Raw genomic sequence first — 16,951 nt, 5'->3', positions numbered from 1 at the left:
GGACTGGAATAAGGATTATTTCGCCTTTCTGAAAATCAAATCTGCTTGCTGAATCTGTATAATCCTTCCGAAAAAGTTCTTGAGGAACTGATATTCCTGTGAATTATAAACTGTTTTATTAAGTACGAGTGAATAGTTGATTGCAAACTTATTGTTGCCCAGTGCAAGTGCCTGGTAAACAAATCGTCCACCACCGGAAGGTAGACTTAGGGTTACAGGGTCCGGACGCTCAACAAGTTCAAAACCTTCTGGAATAGACAAGTTCAACACAGAGGTCCTTTCCATAGGTACACCAAAATCGACCGGATAAAGGCGTTGTGCAGACCTGAAAGGATTTTGGGTTACGATTTTGCTGGCGAAAAAGGGATTTATGAATAGCGTACTCTTGTTGAGATTATCAATGCCTTCGATTTCTACGGTAAATTTCTCGACAATTGGTGCATAAATATCTTCTAGCCCTGATATGGTATAATTCAGGATATTGCTTAAACCGGATTTTTTCTGAAGGTCCGAAACGTAATTTTTTGTATCACCAAAGGCAAGAATCTTCTTGCGTTGGTTTACAGATGCATATCCGTAATAATTATATTGAACAGTTCCTTTTACAACTCCATTGGGGTCAAGTTCCAAAGTATATACACTCACTTTTTTATCTTTTTCTAACGGTTTTAAGTCAAGCCAATAAGAATTTTTTTCTCCAAAAACCCTCCCCTTTCCATTCCAGCACCGTTCGGGTAACATCCCAAATGGGAGATAAGGGTCGGTCGCATCGAGAAGATAAATGGTGTTATCTAGATTCAGTTTAGCGACCACATAGTTAAAGTCGCTTAATACAGGATGTAACTCAGTTGCGAGTCCGTTTGCACGGGTTGAGAGCAACATGGGTTCAACCTGGAATCCGGCATAATCCAGTGCCGCAATCAGCGTAAGATTAATATCGGCAACGCTACCGGTTTTGGTATCAAATGCCTTTTTTACACCCAGGTCGCTAAGAAAGCCGAAAACCTCGTTCCACATAAAATGATCCTTTATGTAGGTATATATTTTTTTTGCCTTCTCAAGCGGGTCATTCTCATTTCCAATTGCAAGGTCAATCTGTTTACCAATTTCTTTTCCGCGTTTGAGTTGACGCCCAAAGCGTTGTTCAAGGCTAAGTTCTTTCTCGGCATCTTTCCATTCTTTGGTAATTTTCTCTACATGCCCATCGAGGTGCCTTATTTCGGAGAGTTCGAATGTAATTGCAGATATAAAGTTCTTTTTTGCAGTCATGTAATCTTCCTCATCAAAGGCCGGGATATTCTCCATTCCATACTTATTTTCAACACAATCAACGGAAGGTGAACCCGGGGAATTTCTGTTGCCCATGCAATCTTTTACAATGGTGCTTTCGTTTTTCGACAAGTTGAGAAAGCCTTTTAGCTGGATGTTATAGATATACTTTCCGGGAATTTTAACATGATACTCGCTTTTGATTTTTGGAATTTCAGCCTGGAATTTCCAGCCATGGAAATTGTAAATAAATGGTGAACTGGTTTGATAGATAACTTCAATGACGCTGCCAACGCGAACATTGGGCAGTGCAAATTTTTTAACATCATAGTTTTTGTTCACTGACTCGGATATAACATCCCGTTGTTCAAGTTTACTTTCTATTATCTGATTGTTTTCCAGATTAAATACTGAACCCTTTACAGACATTAAGGTTTCTTTACCTGGTGAAATAATTGATTTATAAAGTGAAACTTCGAAATCACCAAAGCGGACTCCCTCAGGCTTTAAGATTTTTATTTTGCAGTGGTAGTCGAATATCAACTGATTATCCTGCGGATCGAAAAAAGCATCACCAAACTCATTCAAAAAAACTGCACTGGCCGAAGTGTCGTTGGTGTAGGTGGTCATTTTCAATTCCTCCAGAGTAACCTTTCCAAATGGAAAGCCGATATCCTGTTGGGCATTGCTTTGATAAGCAAGTGTTAACGCGAAGAGTACTAGGAATGCTCGCATAGGTAAAGTTTAGTTTGGGTGATTGTATTTCTTAAACCAACTCTGAAGTTCAAGCTGAATTACCCCTAAAAAAGCCTCTTTAAAAATACCGGCCGAAAGTTTGGATTGTCCGCGCTCGCGTTCGGTGAAAATAATGGGCACCTCAGTAATTTTAAATCCGTATTTCCAGGTTTTGAATTTTAATTCAATCTGAAAGGCATACCCCACAAATTTTACCTTATCCAAGGGTATTGTTTGAAGAACTTTTCGTTTGTAGCAGATAAATCCAGCCGTAGTGTCGCGAATGGGCATACCGGTAATAAAACGAACATACGAGCTGGCAAAATACGAGAGCAGCACCCGCCCGATAGGCCAGTTTACCACGTTAACACCGGTAGCATAACGCGAGCCGATGGCCATGTCATACCCCCTGTCTTTACAGGCGTTAAGCAGTCGCGGCAGATCTGCCGGGTTGTGCGAGAAGTCCGCGTCCATTTCCATAATGTACTCGTATCCTTTGTCGAGGCAGTAATGAAAGCCGGCTATGTAGGCCGTGCCCAGCCCTTGTTTTTCTTTGCGCCTGAGCAGGTGCAGGCGTGTGCCGGTGGTGTTGTATTGTAACTGAAGGGACCCTACAATATCGCCTGTGTTATCAGGCGAATTGTCATCAACAACCAGAATGTGGAAGGGAACGGGTAAAGAAAATACTGCAGCAATAATGGCTTCAATATTTTCCTTTTCGTTATATGTAGGTATGATAACGATTGAATCGCTCACAGTGGGACTGGTTACGGGCAAAACTACTAATTTTTATTGCCTGACGACACCTGTAATTAAATGGTATCTTAAAATTAAATCATGAACACAAATGGTCGCAGGGTTCACACAAAGGACACGAAGAATGCAATATAGTAACCTCCTTCTGTGTAACCGTTGTACCTCCTTTACGCTGCTGTGTGGTTAGCCGGATTACGAGTACTTAAACCAGTTCGGCTTCTTGTGTTTGTTTCGCTAATTTTTGCTGAAGTTCAAACGGTACCTGCACGTATTCGGCAAACGTTTGAGTAAAACTTGCTCTTCCCTGCGACAGCGAACGAAGCGTTGTAGAATACCGGTCGAGTTCCGCAAGCGGGGTGCGTGCTTTTACTACCTGAAAATTTCCTTTCGAGTCAATACCCATAATCATCGACCTGCGGGTTTGCAGGTCGCCCATCACATCGCCCATAATTTCTTCGGGCACCATCACTTCAATATCATAAATAGGTTCAAGCAAAATGGGTTCGGCATTTAAGAAAGCTTCTTTGAAGGCCATCATGCCGGCTATTTTAAAGGAAATATCGTTTGAGTCAACGGGGTGCATTTTGCCATCGTAAACGCAAACACGCACATCGCGTACGTACGATCCGGTAATCGGCCCTTCTTCCATTTTTTCCATTATGCCTTTTAATATGGAGGGAATGAACCGCGCATCAATTACTCCGCCAACAATACAGTTGTAGAAGGCAAGTTTGCCGCCCCATTCAAGATCAATGAATTCTTTGCCGCGCACCGAATAGTCGGTGGGTTCTGGCATGCCTTCGTAATACGGCTCCACTTTCAGGTGTACTTCACCAAACTGGCCGGCACCGCCCGATTGTTTTTTATGCCGGTACATGGCTGTAGCCGGCTTGCGGATGGTTTCGCGATAGGAGATGCGGGGAGTTTTGTACTCTACATGTAGTTTGTACATCTGTTCCAAAAACCATTTGCAAACAGCCAGGTGCATTTCGCCCTGCCCGGAGATAATCAGTTGTTTCAGTTCGCGCGAATAGCCGACTTCCAGTGTAGGATCTTCCTGGTGAATTTTCTGTAATACTTCACCGATTTTTTCGTCATCGCCTTTGCTCTGTGCTACAATGGCTGTGCGTATGCGGGGTTCGGGGTAAGCTATGGGCTGAATGGTTACATCAAACCCTTTGGCGTGCAGCGTTTGATTGGTGAAGGTATCTTTTAATTTCAGCGTTGCACCAATGTCACCGGCCACCAGTTTATCAACGGGGTTGCGTGTTTTGCCATCCATAATAAACAACTGGTGAAACTTTTCGGTGGCTCCCGTTTGGCTGTTAATCAGTTCGGAGTTGGAAGTAACTTCACCGGAGATGACTTTAAAGAATGACAGTTTGCCGAGGTTGGGTTCCAGATGCGATTTGAATACAAAGAGTGCTGTGGGTTTTGTCGGATCGTAAGGAATTTCCCTACCATCAGTAGTAACTTCGGGTTTTGCTTCGCGTGGCGAGGGGGCCACGTTATCAATAAAGCCCATCATGCGGCCGCTGCCCATGTTTTTTTTGGCCGACATGACGAATACCGGAAAAACATCATGATGAATCATTCCCAATTTCAGGCCTTCCCGCATCTCGTCTTCATCAAGGGTTCCTTTTTCAAAGTATTTTTCCATCAGCTTCTCATCGTTCTCAGCCGCTTTTTCAACCAGTTCGTTGTGCAGGTGGGTGGCTTTTTCTTTTTCGCTGTCGGGGATGGGTAATTTCTGCGGCTTACCGCCATCAGCCGGGAACTTGTACATCACCATTTTAAGCAGGTCAATAATGGCATCAAATCCATCGCCCTGGTTTACGGGGTATTGCATCTGGGTTACTGCTTTACCGAATGTCTTTTTCAGCGACTCCAGCGAGTTTTCAAAATCAGCCTTAGGGTGATCGGCCTGGTTAATGGCAAAGATTACGGGTTTGTTAAATTCGTCAACATATTTCCAAATCAGTTCGGTGCCCACCTCCACACCATGTTGTGCGTTAATAACCATTACGCAGGTATCGGCAACGCGAATAGCCGAAATCATCTCACCAATAAAATCGTCAAAACCCGGGGTGTCAATAATGTTGATTTTATAATCGCGCCACTCGGTATGTAAAACGGTAGCAAAAATGGAGTTGCCCCGTTCCTGTTCTATTTCGTGGTAGTCTGATACCGTATTTTTCCCTTCAATGGTTCCTCTTCGGTGGGTGATACCGGCTTCGAACAGCATGTCTTCGGCAAGTAATGTCTTGCCGGTTTTCGGGGCTCCCAGCAAAACGATGTTTTTCAGGTGTTTTTCATCATAAACTTTCATAGGCGTGCGGGGTTAGCAGGTTTGACGATTTAATTAACAGAAACGGGATTTGAATATACTCAATAAAGGAAAATTGCTGCAAGAAAAAAGTCCGTTGTTTTAAGGCTGTTTCAAATTTTTAAGCAAGTGCTCATTGGGTTGCTCATGGCTCAAAACAATTGTTCCAGGTGGCTCACTAACTTTTAAAGGCATGATAATAAACATACCGATATGTGATATTTATCACGCAACGTAGTGATGGCTATCATTCCTGATCGACACAGGGGCCAATACATTCATGGCGTGATCAATCAGCAAACCATGAGGCCAAATCCGAATTCCAAGTGTCTGTTCGCAGTATTTTTTTTATCCGCCATTGTTTGTGCAAAAACGGTCATCGCCCAGAATTATCAGACCAAAACCTTTAAGATGACAATTGAGGGAACCTCCACACTTCACGACTGGATTTCGGATGTTACTAAACTTGAATTTTCCGGAAACCTCGTTACAGAAGGCGCAAGACTTAAGGAGGTAAAAGATGTAAATGTGAAAATCCCGGTAGAATCCATTAAGAGTACCAAAGGGAAAATGATGGACAACAAAACATGGGAGGCATTTAAGTACGATAAATACCCGGCCATCACGTATAGGCTGGTAACCCTTTCTGTACACGATGGACTGTTGAAAACCACCGGAGCATTAACCATGGCAGGTGCCGCTCAATCCATTGCCATGGAAATTCAATACACAGTAATGCCATCGGGCGAGATCCGGTTTACGGGATCGCATAAGATTAAAATGAAGGATTATAAAATGGAACCGCCAACCGCTATGATGGGCACTATTAAAGTAGGCGAGGAGGTGATTGTAAGATTTGATTTAACTATTACTCCGAACAAATAGATGTATAACCTAAATAACATGTTATGAACAACTTAAAACATATCGGTAAAGTCAGTACGCTGCTGCTGACTTTCTTTGCGGGCCCCCTGCTGGCCCAACAACCGGCTATCCAGTATTTTCGCCCTTATGATCAGCGAGGGGTCAATGTATTTGAAATAAACAAGCACAAAGACACCGTAGCGTACGATGGTTTTAAACTGCGCATTGGCGCAGGTTTTACACAAGGCTTTCAGAAATTTACCCACTCAAATTCAGCGCGTGTGGTGTTGGCTGATGGTGCTACCACCTGGATTGAAGATGATAACGGTAACTTTATTAACCGGGTAACGGGTGTGGCGGCTCCGGGTACTTTCGCTCCCGACCCGAATGTATATGGCGCCTGGGTTTACACGCCCGACCCGATTGGTGCACCCAATACCCAGCGGGTATTAACCAATTCCAACCAATTGTATGAAATGTCCGCAGGATTCCCGCTGGCGCAGGCCAACTTATATTTTGATGTTCAGCTTGCCGATGGGGTACGGTTACACCTGGCTAACTACATGGCATCCCACCACCATAACGAATTTTGGGTAAAGGGCGGCTACCTGCAAGTTGATAAAGTGAGTTTCCTGAACAGCGCATTTATGGATAAACTCTGGACCAACCTGTCGCTGCGCGTTGGCCACATGGAAATTAACTATGGTGATGCACACTTCCGCAGGTCAGATGGCGGGCATACCCTATGGAATCCGTTTATCGAAAACAACATCATGGATGCCTTCACTACCGAAATCGGTTGGGAACTGTACTGGTATAAGAATGACCTCATGTTGATGATGGGCTATACCGATGGTGAAATCCAGGGTAACGTTACCAAGCCAAACGAGCGTGACCCCAATCTGTACTGGAAAGCTGCCTATGATAAAAATGTTAATGAGGATCTGCGTGTCAGACTCAGCGGAACATTCTTGACCACCAAGTCATCTATACGCAATACGTTATATGGTGGCGACCGCACCGGGTCAAATTATCAGTTTGTTATGGATAACAATGCGGCAACCGTTACCACTGCCTTTACTTCGGGCCGCTTTAACCCGGGAATTACAGATAACATTACAAGTTGGGTGATTAACCCCTTCATTAAATTCAAAGGGCTTGAATTATTCGGTACGTATGAAGTGGCAACCGGAAATTCACCGGTTGAAAATGGAGAACTTCAATACAGTGATCCGACCAACAATGATGGTACCCTGAAACCGGTTTTCGATAAGCTGGATAAACGCAAAGCCACCCAGTCTGCTGTTGATTTACTGTATCGGTTTGGTAAGAAAGAACAGTTTTTTGTGGGCGTGAAGTACAACTCAGTTGATGCCGAAATTGCATTGGGCCAGGCTACGAACACGGCCAGCTACATTTACCAGGGCGACCGGGTTGATGTGACCATCAAACGGACGGCCTTTGCCGGTGGTTGGTTTATTACCAAAAATGTGCTCCTGAAAGGGGAGTATGTTAATCAGAAGTATACCGGATTCCCCGAATTCTTCGACAACCGCTCCACATCTGCTGCTGGCTTTAAAGACACGAGCATGTTTGCCAATGGCGAGTTTAAAGGATTTGTTATTCAAGGTGTTGTTACCTTCTGAAGCGTCTTTTGATTCGCCAGAAAAAAACCTCCCATCGGGAGGTTTTTTTGTTATGCGTGAACCCTTATCAGGAGTGTGCAAATGTTTTTTTATAGCCAAGCACACTAAGCATACTGTCTTCGGTTTGTTCCGGGGCAAAAAGTAAGGTAGAAATTTCACCATCCTCATTCCGGTCAATCAACACATGCTTGGGTGCCGGTATCAGGCAATGCTGGATGCCGCCATACCCGCCCAATGATTCCTGATAGGCTCCGGTATGAAAGAAACCGATATATAAAGGCTCCTCATCATTGATCATCGGAAGAAACACCTCACCGGTATGGGCTTCAGAATTATAGTAATCGTGACTGTCGCACGTGAGTCCACCAATATTCACTTTGTGGAAGGGATCATCCCATTTGTTTAATGCCAGCAGTATGTATTTCTGATTAAGGCCCCAGGCATCGGGCAGGTGGGTGATGAACGAGCCGTCAATCATATACCACAATTCTTTGTCGTTTTGCAGTTTCTGGTCAATTACCTTATACAGCACAGCTCCGCTTTCGCCTACGGTATAACTTCCGAACTCGGTAAAAATATGGGGTACCGGCACATTGTTCTTGTCGCAGATCCATTTGATGTTTTCAACAATCTGCTCGATCATATACTTGTAATCGTACTGGAAAGTGAGCGATGTTTTAATCGGAAAGCCGCCCCCGATATCCACCGAGTCGAGCGTGGGGCAGATTTTCTTCAGTTCGCAATACTTGAAAATAAAGCGGCTCAGTTCGCTCCAATAGTAGGCGGTGTCTTTAATACCTGTATTGATAAAGAAGTGCAGCATTTTAAGGGTTGCCTTGCTGCTGGTTGCAATTTTTTCTTTATAAAAATTGGTAATGTCGCTATACCGGATGCCCAGGCGCGAAGTATAAAATTCAAAATTCGGTTCTTCATCGGCCGCAACCCGTATGCCTACGCGATACGGATTCGTTGCATTTTTCTCATAGGCTTCCAACTCGTTCATATTGTCGAGAATGGGAATGCAGTTAAAGCCTTCGTTGAGTAACTCGTTAATGTACTGCAGGTAGAGCGGCATTTTGAAGCCGTTGCAAATGATGTACGTGTCCTTGCTGATGCGGCCGGCTTCGTACAAACTTCTTACTATGGGGATATCAAAAGAAGAAGATGTTTCGAGGTGCACGTTATTCTTCAACGCTTCTTCCAATACAAATGAGAAGTGCGATGATTTGGTGCAGTAACAGTATGTGTAGGTTCCGTTATATTTAAATTTTTCGATGGCATTGTTAAAGGTGGCCTGGGCAAAACGGATGTTTTCGCTTATGCGGGGCAGGTACGTTAGCTTTAGCGGTGTTCCGTATTGCTCAATAATTTCAGTGAGCGGAACATCGTTAAACAACAGTTCATGGTCGCGTACTTTAAATTCTTTTTGCGGGAATTCAAAGGTTTGTTCAATCAGTTCGCGATAACTCTTCATTTCATTTTTTTTGTTCTGCCTGTTTACCGTTCACGACCGTTACCGGGGTGGTTGTTCCGGGTATTACCCCAACAGGTAACACGGAGTGAAGCGCTAAAAAAGAGTGCAATATTGCCATAATTTCACCATCTTTGCAACGCTTGTACAGCATGGTAAACCACGTTAAAAACCTCGTTTTCGCCCGAATTTATCAGGGGCTTAACCCGTTGCCCGATTTCTAAGGCAAACCCGGGGGCGGTAATTTCTGTTCTTTTCAGAGGTAGGTTTATTCGTTAATTTCAATTGGTATTTTGTGAAAGAGATAAAGATCATAGAGGTAAAATCAGAAATCGGAGCCGGCACCCGCGGGGCCAGCCTGGGTGTGGAGGCGATGAAAATTGCCAGCCTGGACCTGAAGTCTGATTTTTTCAAACAACACGAGTCGGTAGAAGTAGAGCATGTTAACGAATTGTTATTCGATGGCGCCAAGCATGCCTACGCCAAGTTTATTGATGGTGTGATGATCATGGAGGAACGTGTGTGCCTGGAAGTGTACGAAACCCTGTGGGACGATTACTTTCCGCTGATCATGGCGGGCGATCACAGTACCGCATATGGAACTATTGCCGGAATAAAAAAAGCAAACCCCAATGCCCGGCTGGGTGTTGTGTGGATTGATGCCCATGCCGATATCCATACACCGTTCACCACACCATCGGGTAACATGCACGGCATGCCGCTGGCCATGGCCTGCGGTATTGATAACCTGGAGTGTAAAGTAAACGATCCGCGGGGTGAAACGCTGGAGTACTGGGAGCAGATAAAAAATGTAGGCATGCCCGGCCCTAAAATTTACCCGGAAGACATCGTGTACATTGCCGTGCGCGACTTAGAAAAGCCCGAGAACTATTTAATCAATAAGCACAACATCAACTTCATTGAAGCCGATGAAGTAAAGAAACTGGGCCCCGCAAAAATTGCCACCCGTGTTTTGGAGATGCTCGACCACTGCGACCTGATTTATGTTTCGTTTGATGTGGATAGTCTTGATAGTCGTATATCCACCGGAACAGGCACGCCTGTGCCCAACGGATTAACCGTTGATGAAGCAAAAACGCTTAATGTGGAGCTGGCTAAAAGCCCTAAACTGGTAGCCTGGGAAATTGTGGAAGTAAACCCGACACTGGACACCGAGAACCGGATGGCCGAGAACGCTTTTGAAATTCTGGAAGCAACCGCAAAAACAATTGTTGACAGGCCGGTATTTGTAGAGTAATTTAAAGCTCTTGCTGATAAATTCCATGATCTGCTGCGATGGGGTGAGTTAGGAATTTTTATAACAAACATTTTTATAATCAGTGGTATCAGGATGAGTATAAACTCAAAAGTTTTTTCGACTTACCAGCTTGGTGATGGTGTGGAGTTGCATGTATTCGATAAAACAGGTTGGTATCCTTACGTGCTTTTTCATCGCAAATTATTTGATGCAGATCCGGAGCGGTACGAACAATTTAAAAGCACTTTAACGGCAATCTAAAAATGAGTTGGAAAAAAGAAGATTTTTACTTCGTTGGCGTAGTCATGGTTGCCATGGTCTTGTCTGCTCTCTTTATTCCCCGCGAAGAAGGTAATGAGGTATATGTTACAGTGATTGTGTTTATAGCAATAGCGGTTTTTATGTTTATCCGCTATCGCATCGCTCAAAGAAAAAGGAGGCCTTTACTTGAAAAGATTAACCAGCTGCGTAAAGAAGGCCACGAACTTTTAACTGAAACCGAACAAGAACTGAACGAATCGGATAAACTGATTCTCAATGCCTACCGGATAAAACTGATTCTGTCTGTAATTGCGGGAACTGTGGTTATAACGGGTGGCGGAGTTTTTCTTCTTTGGGTTACCGGAGTTCCTAACGCCTTGTACTATCAGCTTGCTTTGGTTATTCTTATCACTACAGGTTTTGGTGCGGGGTTACTGTACACCATACGTAAGCATGATGAGAAAGTTAAAACCGGCAGGAAAACCATAGTACGCGGAATTGTTACGGATAAACTGACTGATGCCGATGAGAACAGCACCCATTATAAATTGGTCATCGATGGGCTTGAAGTATTTGTTAGGAAAAAAGTATTTAACAAGTACGAAATTGGCGATGCCATCGAAATCCACCTGTTCAAACCCATCCATAACCTGGTGTTTTTTGAAACAAAAATTTAGTTTGGAGATATTACTGGTCCGGCAGGTTCTCAACATCATCAACATCACCGGGTCTGCCAACTGCCGGTTTTTTTAATTAAATCATTGTAACCTAAAATGTAAATATTGTTGCCATCAAGGTTAACTTGTTTTGCGTTTGCTTTACAAACTGAAAACGAATCCAACCCGGTCATTTCTGGCAGAAAATCCAGGTGAAAATTGGGACGCGGAATTTTAAGAAATGTCTTTTTAGGATCGAAAACAAGATTTGAAAGGGCGGAAACATCTACCCCAAGAATTTTAAGGGCCGTTACCAGATTGTTGTAATTACTAAGAGTTGGCTTGTACCAGAAGTCAAGGTCAATGGTAACCTGTGGTTGTTTAGAGGTGATGCCCGAAATCCTGCTGTATCCGTAAAAGGCAACCGCTGTACCTCCAACTACAAGATATTCCACCTTGCACTGGTTTAACGCCTCGCATACTTTTTTTAGCCAACTCCGTACTTCGTTGTCAATCATTGCCTTGTTTCATAGTAAGGCTGATCCAGGAGATGGCCTTGTCTGTTTGCTCGGTTTTATGTTGGCTCCTTAAGGCTGAAATGAAATCCATGAAATCCAGGGCGGCAATTAATGCTTCCTGATCGGTTAATGCAATGCCCTTTTTATCCAGAAACAACTTTTCCTGGTCAAACCCGGTATAAACAATCACGTTAATCATTCCTTGGTAAAGATAGTAATTTCGATTTTGTACCCTGACTAAATTAGGTGGGGGTTACAACTACTTTCCTTAATTTCGCACCAAACTTTTTGCCATGAGTTCAAACCGCCCTATTTCAGCATTTATTGAAAAAAATTTCCTCCATTTTAATGCCGCGGCCCTGGTGGATGCCGCCAAAGGATATAAAAAACATATTGCCGAAGGCAAGAAGATGATGGTTACCCTGGCCGGGGCCATGAGCACCGGTGAACTGGGCATCAGCTTGTCGGAGATGATACGCCAGAACAAAGTACACATCATCTCCTGTACGGGCGCCAACCTGGAGGAGGACATTATGAACCTGGTGGCTCACTCGCATTACAGGCGCATACCCAACTACCGCGACCTGACCCCTGAACAGGAGTGGGACCTGCTGCAAAATCATTTAAACCGTGTTACCGATACCTGCATCCCTGAAGAAGAAGCGTTCAGGCGATTGCAAAAGCATCTTTTTAAAGTGTGGAAAGATGCCGAAGACAAAGGCGAGCGCCTCTTCCCGCATGAGTTTATGTACCGCATGCTCAACAGCGGTGACCTGAAGCAGTACTACGAGATCGATCCGAAAAATTCGTGGATGATTGCCGCTGCCGAAAAGAACCTGCCGATGGTTGTGCCCGGCTGGGAAGATTCTACCATGGGCAACATCTTTGCTTCGTATTGTGTAACGGGCGAACTGAAAGCCTCCACCATGAAGAGTGGTATTGAATACATGGTATGGCTGGCCGACTGGTATACGCAGAATGCCGGCACCGAAGGCATCGGCTTCTTCCAGATTGGCGGAGGCATCGCGGGCGACTTCCCGATTTGCGTGGTACCCATGCTGCACCAGGACCTGGAGCGCGATGGCGTTCCCTTCTGGAGTTACTTCTGCCAGATTAGCGACAGCACCACCTCATACGGGTCGTATTCCGGTGCCGTGCCGAATGAAAAAATCACCTGGGGCAAACTCAGCATCGAAACTCCAAAATATATTATCGAGTCGGATGCAACAATTGTTGCGCCTTTGATTTTCGCGTACATTCTTGATATGTAATAGTCAGACGTAAGACTTAAGTAGCAAGACTTTAAATGAAACTATCTTGCTACTCATGTCTTGCTACTAACGTCTCTTATGAATCTCGACCAGACACTTCGCTCCGAAATACAACAAGCTGTTCAGCAACTTTTTAACGGCACGGCCGATCAGTTTCAATTGCAGCCCACCAATCCTGAGTTTGAAGGTTCGCACACGCTGGTTTGCTTTCCATTAACGAAAATTTCTAAAAAGAGCCCTGAAGAAACAGCGAAGTTGATTGGCGAATACCTTGCATCCCATTCTTCTGTTGTATCCGGGTATAATGTTGTAAAAGGTTTTTTAAACCTGGTTTTGAAAGATGCTGCATGGCTCACTGTTCTTCAGGCAGCCCACCGCGAAGCAGATTTCGGACACCTGCCTCCATCCGGCAAAGAGATTATGGTGGAGTATTCCTCGCCCAATACCAATAAGCCGTTGCACCTGGGGCATTTGCGGAATAATTTTCTGGGATGGAGCGTCAGCGAAATCTATAAGGCCAACGGCTATACCGTTCACCGGGTACAGATTATCAACGACCGGGGTATTCACATCTGCAAGTCGATGGCAGCCTGGAAACTTTTTGGTAATGGCGAAACGCCCGAAAGCAGCGGCATGAAAGGCGACCACCTGGTTGGTAAATATTATGTGGAGTTTGACAGGAACTATAAAAAGCAAACAGAGGAATTAAAGCAACAGGGCATTAGCCAGGAGGTAGCCGAAAAAGAAGCCCCCATTATGCAACTGGCTGTAGACCTGTTGCGAAAGTGGGAAGCAAAGGATAAAGAAACCGTTGCGTTGTGGCGCACCCTGAACGGCTGGGTGTATGCCGGCTTTGAGGCAACCTATAAACGCATGGGTGTTGACTTTGAAAAACTGTATTATGAATCGGACACGTACCTGTTGGGTAAAGAAGAAGTATTGAAAGGACTGAAGCAGGGTGTTTTCTTTAAGAAAGAGGACGGTTCTGTTTGGGTTGACCTTACTGCTGATGGCCTCGATCAAAAAGTTTTACTGCGTGCCGATGGCACCTCGGTGTACATTACGCAGGATATTGGCACGGCTATTCTCCGTTTCCGCGATTTTCCGAATATTGAAGGACAGGTATATACTGTGGGTAATGAGCAGGAATACCATTTTAAAGTTTTATTCCTGATCTTAAGCAAGCTCGGCTATGCGTGGGCAAAAAAATGTTATCACCTGTCGTACGGCATGGTTGATCTGCCCACCGGTAAAATGAAATCGCGCGAAGGCACGGTAGTAGATGCCGATGACCTGATGGCCGAAATGGTTACCGAAGCTGAGAAGCAAACGCGGGAGTTGGGTAAAATTGAGGGGCTTACCGATGATGAAGCCAGGCAGTTATTCGAACTAATCGGGTTGGGGGCACTTAAATTTTTCCTTCTTAAAGTTGATCCGAAAAAGCGGATGCTGTTTGATCCGAACGAGTCCATCCAGCTACAGGGTTTTACCGGCCCGTTTGTGCAATACACCCATGCTCGCATCAAGGCTATTTTACGTAAAGCGGCTGAGTTGAAAATTCAGGTAACTTCACTAAATCAAACAATAAACCTTGAAAAACCCGAACGTGAAGTGATTCAGGTGATAAACCGGTATCCCGAGAAAGTAAAAGAGGCCGCGGCCGCCTATTCACCGGCTATCATTGCCAATTATGTATACGAACTGGCCAAAGAGTACAACCAGTTTTACCAGTCGGTGTGCATATTCAATGAGGCCGATCAGGCTAAACTGAACCTTCGTATTGTTTTATCTGAGGTTACTGCACGCATCATCCGCCAGGCCATGGGGTTGCTGGGTATTCGGGTTCCGGAACGCATGTAATTGCTTATGAAATATCTCCTTACCAATCAGCAAACCGAACGCTTGTGGTTTCGTGAAGTACAAGCCGGGGATTACCCGGATTGGTTAACGTTCTTTGAAGACCCGCGTACGCAGCAACATTGGGAGGGCGTTTTCGGAACACCCGAGGAAGAGTGTACACGCTGGTACGAAAGCCAGTATGCGCGTTACCGGGAAGATCGCGGAGGAATGAATGCGCTTATCAAAAAAGATACAGGCGAATTAATAGGCCATGCCGGTTTGCTGGTGCAGCAGGTTGATGGTGTTGAAGAACTGGAAGTAGCCTATTCGCTGTTGCCAAAATTCTGGCATCAGGGTTTTGCCACCGAAGCAGCACGCAAATGCAAAAGGTATGCTTTTGAACAAAACTTTGCTGAATCGCTTATTTCCATCATCACCGTTCCCAACCTTCCCTCGCAACAGGTAGCCAGGCGCAACGGTATGGAAATTGAAAAACAAACCATTTATAAAAATAACCCGGTATATATTTTCCGCATTTTTAAGCCAATAATCCGTTAAAAACAACGAACTTTCATAGCCGAAACATTTTTGCTTTTGCCCTTGTTTTTAACCTGTTAAAACCTAATAACTATGAAAGCCTTATCGCTGCTGATTGTTTCTTCGCTGATGACCTCCGCTACTATTTATGATTTCAAAGTGAACTCTATTGATGGGGAGCCTATCGACTTTGCCCGCTACAAAGGCAAAAACCTGCTGATTGTTAATGTGGCCTCGAAGTGCGGGTACACCCCGCAATATGCCGATCTGGAGAAACTCCACGAAACCTATGGCAATAAGGTGGTGGTGCTGGGATTTCCGGCCAACAACTTTGGCGGTCAGGAGCCGGGTACCAATGCCGAGATTGCCGAGTTCTGCCAGAAAAACTATGGTGTTAAATTTCAGATGTTTGAAAAGATTTCGGTTAAGGGCGATGATCAGCATGCACTGTATAAATGGCTTAAAGAAAAAACCGGCAGCGAGCCCACCTGGAATTTCTGCAAGTACCTGGTGAAAGCCGATGGCACCGTGAAGTTTTTTAATTCCAAGGTTAAGCCACTCGATCCGCAGATTATTGATGAACTTAATTAAAGTCATACTGGCCTTACTGATTCTTATGGGCTTGGGCGCACTCCTTTCAAATAAATTTTCCGGCCGTGAACCGATTGTGAGTGCCGGGTCAGTTTATGATTTTAAAGCAAAAGCTCTTTCGGGGAAGGAGATAGATTTTACACGCTATCGCGGAAAAAAACTGCTGATTGTTAACACGGCTTCTAAATGCGGAAAGACTCCTCAATATGCCGATTTACAAAAATTACACGAGCAGCATGGCGACAGGGTAGTGGTACTGGGCTTCCCGGCCAATAACTTTTTGTGGCAGGAGCCTGGCTCAAACAAAGCCATAGCCGAATTCTGTGAACGAAACTATGGGGTAACCTTTCAGATGTTTGAGAAAATTTCGGTGAAAGGAAACGATCAGCACCCGCTATTTGCCTGGCTCCAAAGCAAAACCGGCAAGAAGCCCGACTGGAACTTTGCCAAATACCTGGTGAGTGAAGACGGACAAACGGTAACCTATTTCAACTCCGGCATCAGGGTTTTTGATAAACCCATTCTGGACAGCATTCTGTAGTATAGAATGATTCGCAAAATTTTCAGCGCAACCCCGTTATATCCTGATGCCGGGTTACTCCTGTTGCGCTTTTTTTCAGCATTCCTCATGTACTATGGATACGATAAGCTGATTAATTTTTCAGAAAAGGCCGCTTACTGGCCTGATCCTTTGCATGTTGGAGGTGGGGTATCATTAGGGCTTACCATTTTTGCGGAATTGGTCTGTCCGGTTTTTATTATTCTGGGTTTGCAGATGCGACTGGCGTTGGTACCGGCAATACTAAATATGTGTTTTGCCATTCTTATAGGGCATGCCGGGCAACCCTTTCTTGCACGCGAACACGCCTTCTCTTTTCTTGTCCCGTTTGTGGTATTGTTTTTTACCGGTCCGGGCAAATATTCGCTTGATGCAGGCATTCATAAATAAATTA

16 protein-coding genes are annotated in these 16,951 nt (G+C 44.6%); 10 read left to right on the top strand and 6 right to left on the bottom strand.

Annotated elements, in window-relative coordinates; all coding sequences use genetic code 11:
• Window positions 1–15: 15 nt before the first annotated feature.
• The 3 genes from HRU69_00185 to HRU69_00175 all read right to left on the bottom strand — a co-directional run bounded on the left by HRU69_00185 (window position 16) and on the right by HRU69_00175 (window position 5,089).
• Window positions 16–1,857 carry a DUF3857 domain-containing protein gene (locus HRU69_00185; GenBank protein QOI95986.1) on the bottom strand — a complete coding sequence of 614 codons (1,842 nt, stop codon included), beginning with the start codon at window positions 1,855–1,857 and terminating at the stop codon, window positions 16–18.
• Window positions 1,858–2,013: 156 nt separating this feature from the next.
• The gene (locus tag HRU69_00180; GenBank protein ID QOI95985.1) at window positions 2,014–2,760 is read right to left on the bottom strand and encodes a polyprenol monophosphomannose synthase; all 747 of its coding nucleotides are present in this window, start codon (window positions 2,758–2,760) and stop codon (window positions 2,014–2,016) included.
• A 202-nt stretch (window positions 2,761–2,962) separates the two neighbouring features.
• Window positions 2,963–5,089, bottom strand: a complete 2,127-nt coding sequence (locus tag HRU69_00175) for an elongation factor G (protein ID QOI95984.1) — start codon at window positions 5,087–5,089, stop codon at window positions 2,963–2,965.
• A gap of 408 nt (window positions 5,090–5,497) precedes the next feature.
• Between HRU69_00175 and HRU69_00170 the strand changes: the two genes are divergently transcribed.
• Window positions 5,498–5,971, top strand: a complete 474-nt coding sequence (locus HRU69_00170) for a YceI family protein (protein ID QOI95983.1) — start codon at window positions 5,498–5,500, stop codon at window positions 5,969–5,971.
• A 23-nt stretch (window positions 5,972–5,994) separates the two neighbouring features.
• The gene (locus tag HRU69_00165; GenBank protein QOI95982.1) at window positions 5,995–7,596 is read left to right on the top strand and encodes a hypothetical protein; all 1,602 of its coding nucleotides are present in this window, start codon (window positions 5,995–5,997) and stop codon (window positions 7,594–7,596) included.
• A gap of 67 nt (window positions 7,597–7,663) precedes the next feature.
• Here the strand turns inward: HRU69_00165 and HRU69_00160 are convergent, their stop codons facing one another.
• On the bottom strand, window positions 7,664–9,070 hold the full coding sequence (locus tag HRU69_00160; protein QOI95981.1) for an arginine decarboxylase: 1,407 nt from the start codon (window positions 9,068–9,070) through the stop codon (window positions 7,664–7,666).
• 292 nt (window positions 9,071–9,362) lie between these two features.
• Here HRU69_00160 and rocF point away from each other — a divergent pair, with 292 nt between their 5' ends.
• Both rocF and HRU69_00150 read left to right on the top strand, forming a co-directional pair.
• On the top strand, window positions 9,363–10,325 hold the full coding sequence (gene rocF, locus HRU69_00155; protein ID QOI95980.1) for an arginase: 963 nt from the start codon (window positions 9,363–9,365) through the stop codon (window positions 10,323–10,325).
• A 263-nt stretch (window positions 10,326–10,588) separates the two neighbouring features.
• Window positions 10,589–11,263 (top strand): hypothetical protein, encoded by a 675-nt coding sequence (locus tag HRU69_00150; GenBank protein ID QOI95979.1) that lies wholly within the window; start codon window positions 10,589–10,591, stop codon window positions 11,261–11,263.
• 44 nt (window positions 11,264–11,307) lie between these two features.
• On the opposite strand, the gene HRU69_00145 is transcribed toward HRU69_00150, so the two are convergent.
• Both HRU69_00145 and HRU69_00140 read right to left on the bottom strand, forming a co-directional pair.
• Window positions 11,308–11,697: a hypothetical protein gene (locus HRU69_00145; GenBank protein QOI95978.1), complete on the bottom strand. Its 390-nt coding sequence runs from the start codon at window positions 11,695–11,697 to the stop codon at window positions 11,308–11,310.
• A 55-nt stretch (window positions 11,698–11,752) separates the two neighbouring features.
• Complete coding sequence (locus HRU69_00140) at window positions 11,753–11,959, bottom strand: hypothetical protein (GenBank protein ID QOI95977.1); 207 nt, start codon at window positions 11,957–11,959, stop codon at window positions 11,753–11,755.
• A gap of 94 nt (window positions 11,960–12,053) precedes the next feature.
• On the opposite strand from HRU69_00140, the gene HRU69_00135 reads away from it, so the two are divergent.
• From HRU69_00135 to HRU69_00110, 6 genes are all read left to right on the top strand, one after another.
• Window positions 12,054–13,031: a deoxyhypusine synthase family protein gene (locus tag HRU69_00135; GenBank protein QOI95976.1), complete on the top strand. Its 978-nt coding sequence runs from the start codon at window positions 12,054–12,056 to the stop codon at window positions 13,029–13,031.
• A gap of 78 nt (window positions 13,032–13,109) precedes the next feature.
• On the top strand, window positions 13,110–14,891 hold the full coding sequence (locus HRU69_00130) for an arginine--tRNA ligase (protein ID QOI95975.1): 1,782 nt from the start codon (window positions 13,110–13,112) through the stop codon (window positions 14,889–14,891).
• A gap of 6 nt (window positions 14,892–14,897) precedes the next feature.
• The gene (locus HRU69_00125) at window positions 14,898–15,428 is read left to right on the top strand and encodes a GNAT family N-acetyltransferase (protein QOI95974.1); all 531 of its coding nucleotides are present in this window, start codon (window positions 14,898–14,900) and stop codon (window positions 15,426–15,428) included.
• 108 nt (window positions 15,429–15,536) lie between these two features.
• Window positions 15,537–15,998, top strand: coding sequence for a glutathione peroxidase (locus HRU69_00120; protein ID QOI98782.1), 462 nt, complete (start codon window positions 15,537–15,539; stop codon window positions 15,996–15,998).
• Window positions 15,985–16,539 (top strand): glutathione peroxidase, encoded by a 555-nt coding sequence (locus tag HRU69_00115; GenBank protein ID QOI95973.1) that lies wholly within the window; start codon window positions 15,985–15,987, stop codon window positions 16,537–16,539. Before HRU69_00120 ends, HRU69_00115 begins: the two co-directional genes overlap by 14 nt.
• Window positions 16,540–16,545: 6 nt before the next feature.
• A complete protein-coding gene (locus HRU69_00110) occupies window positions 16,546–16,947 on the top strand; it encodes a DoxX family protein (protein QOI95972.1) in 402 nt (133 codons plus the stop codon).
• Window positions 16,948–16,951 lie beyond the last annotated feature (4 nt).

This window comes from Flammeovirgaceae bacterium (assembly GCA_015180985.1).
In the GTDB taxonomy this organism is placed as follows: domain Bacteria; phylum Bacteroidota; class Bacteroidia; order Cytophagales; family Cyclobacteriaceae; genus UBA2336.
The sequence above is the reverse complement of the archived record's forward strand: the minus strand, read 5'-3'. Positions and strand labels throughout refer to the sequence as shown.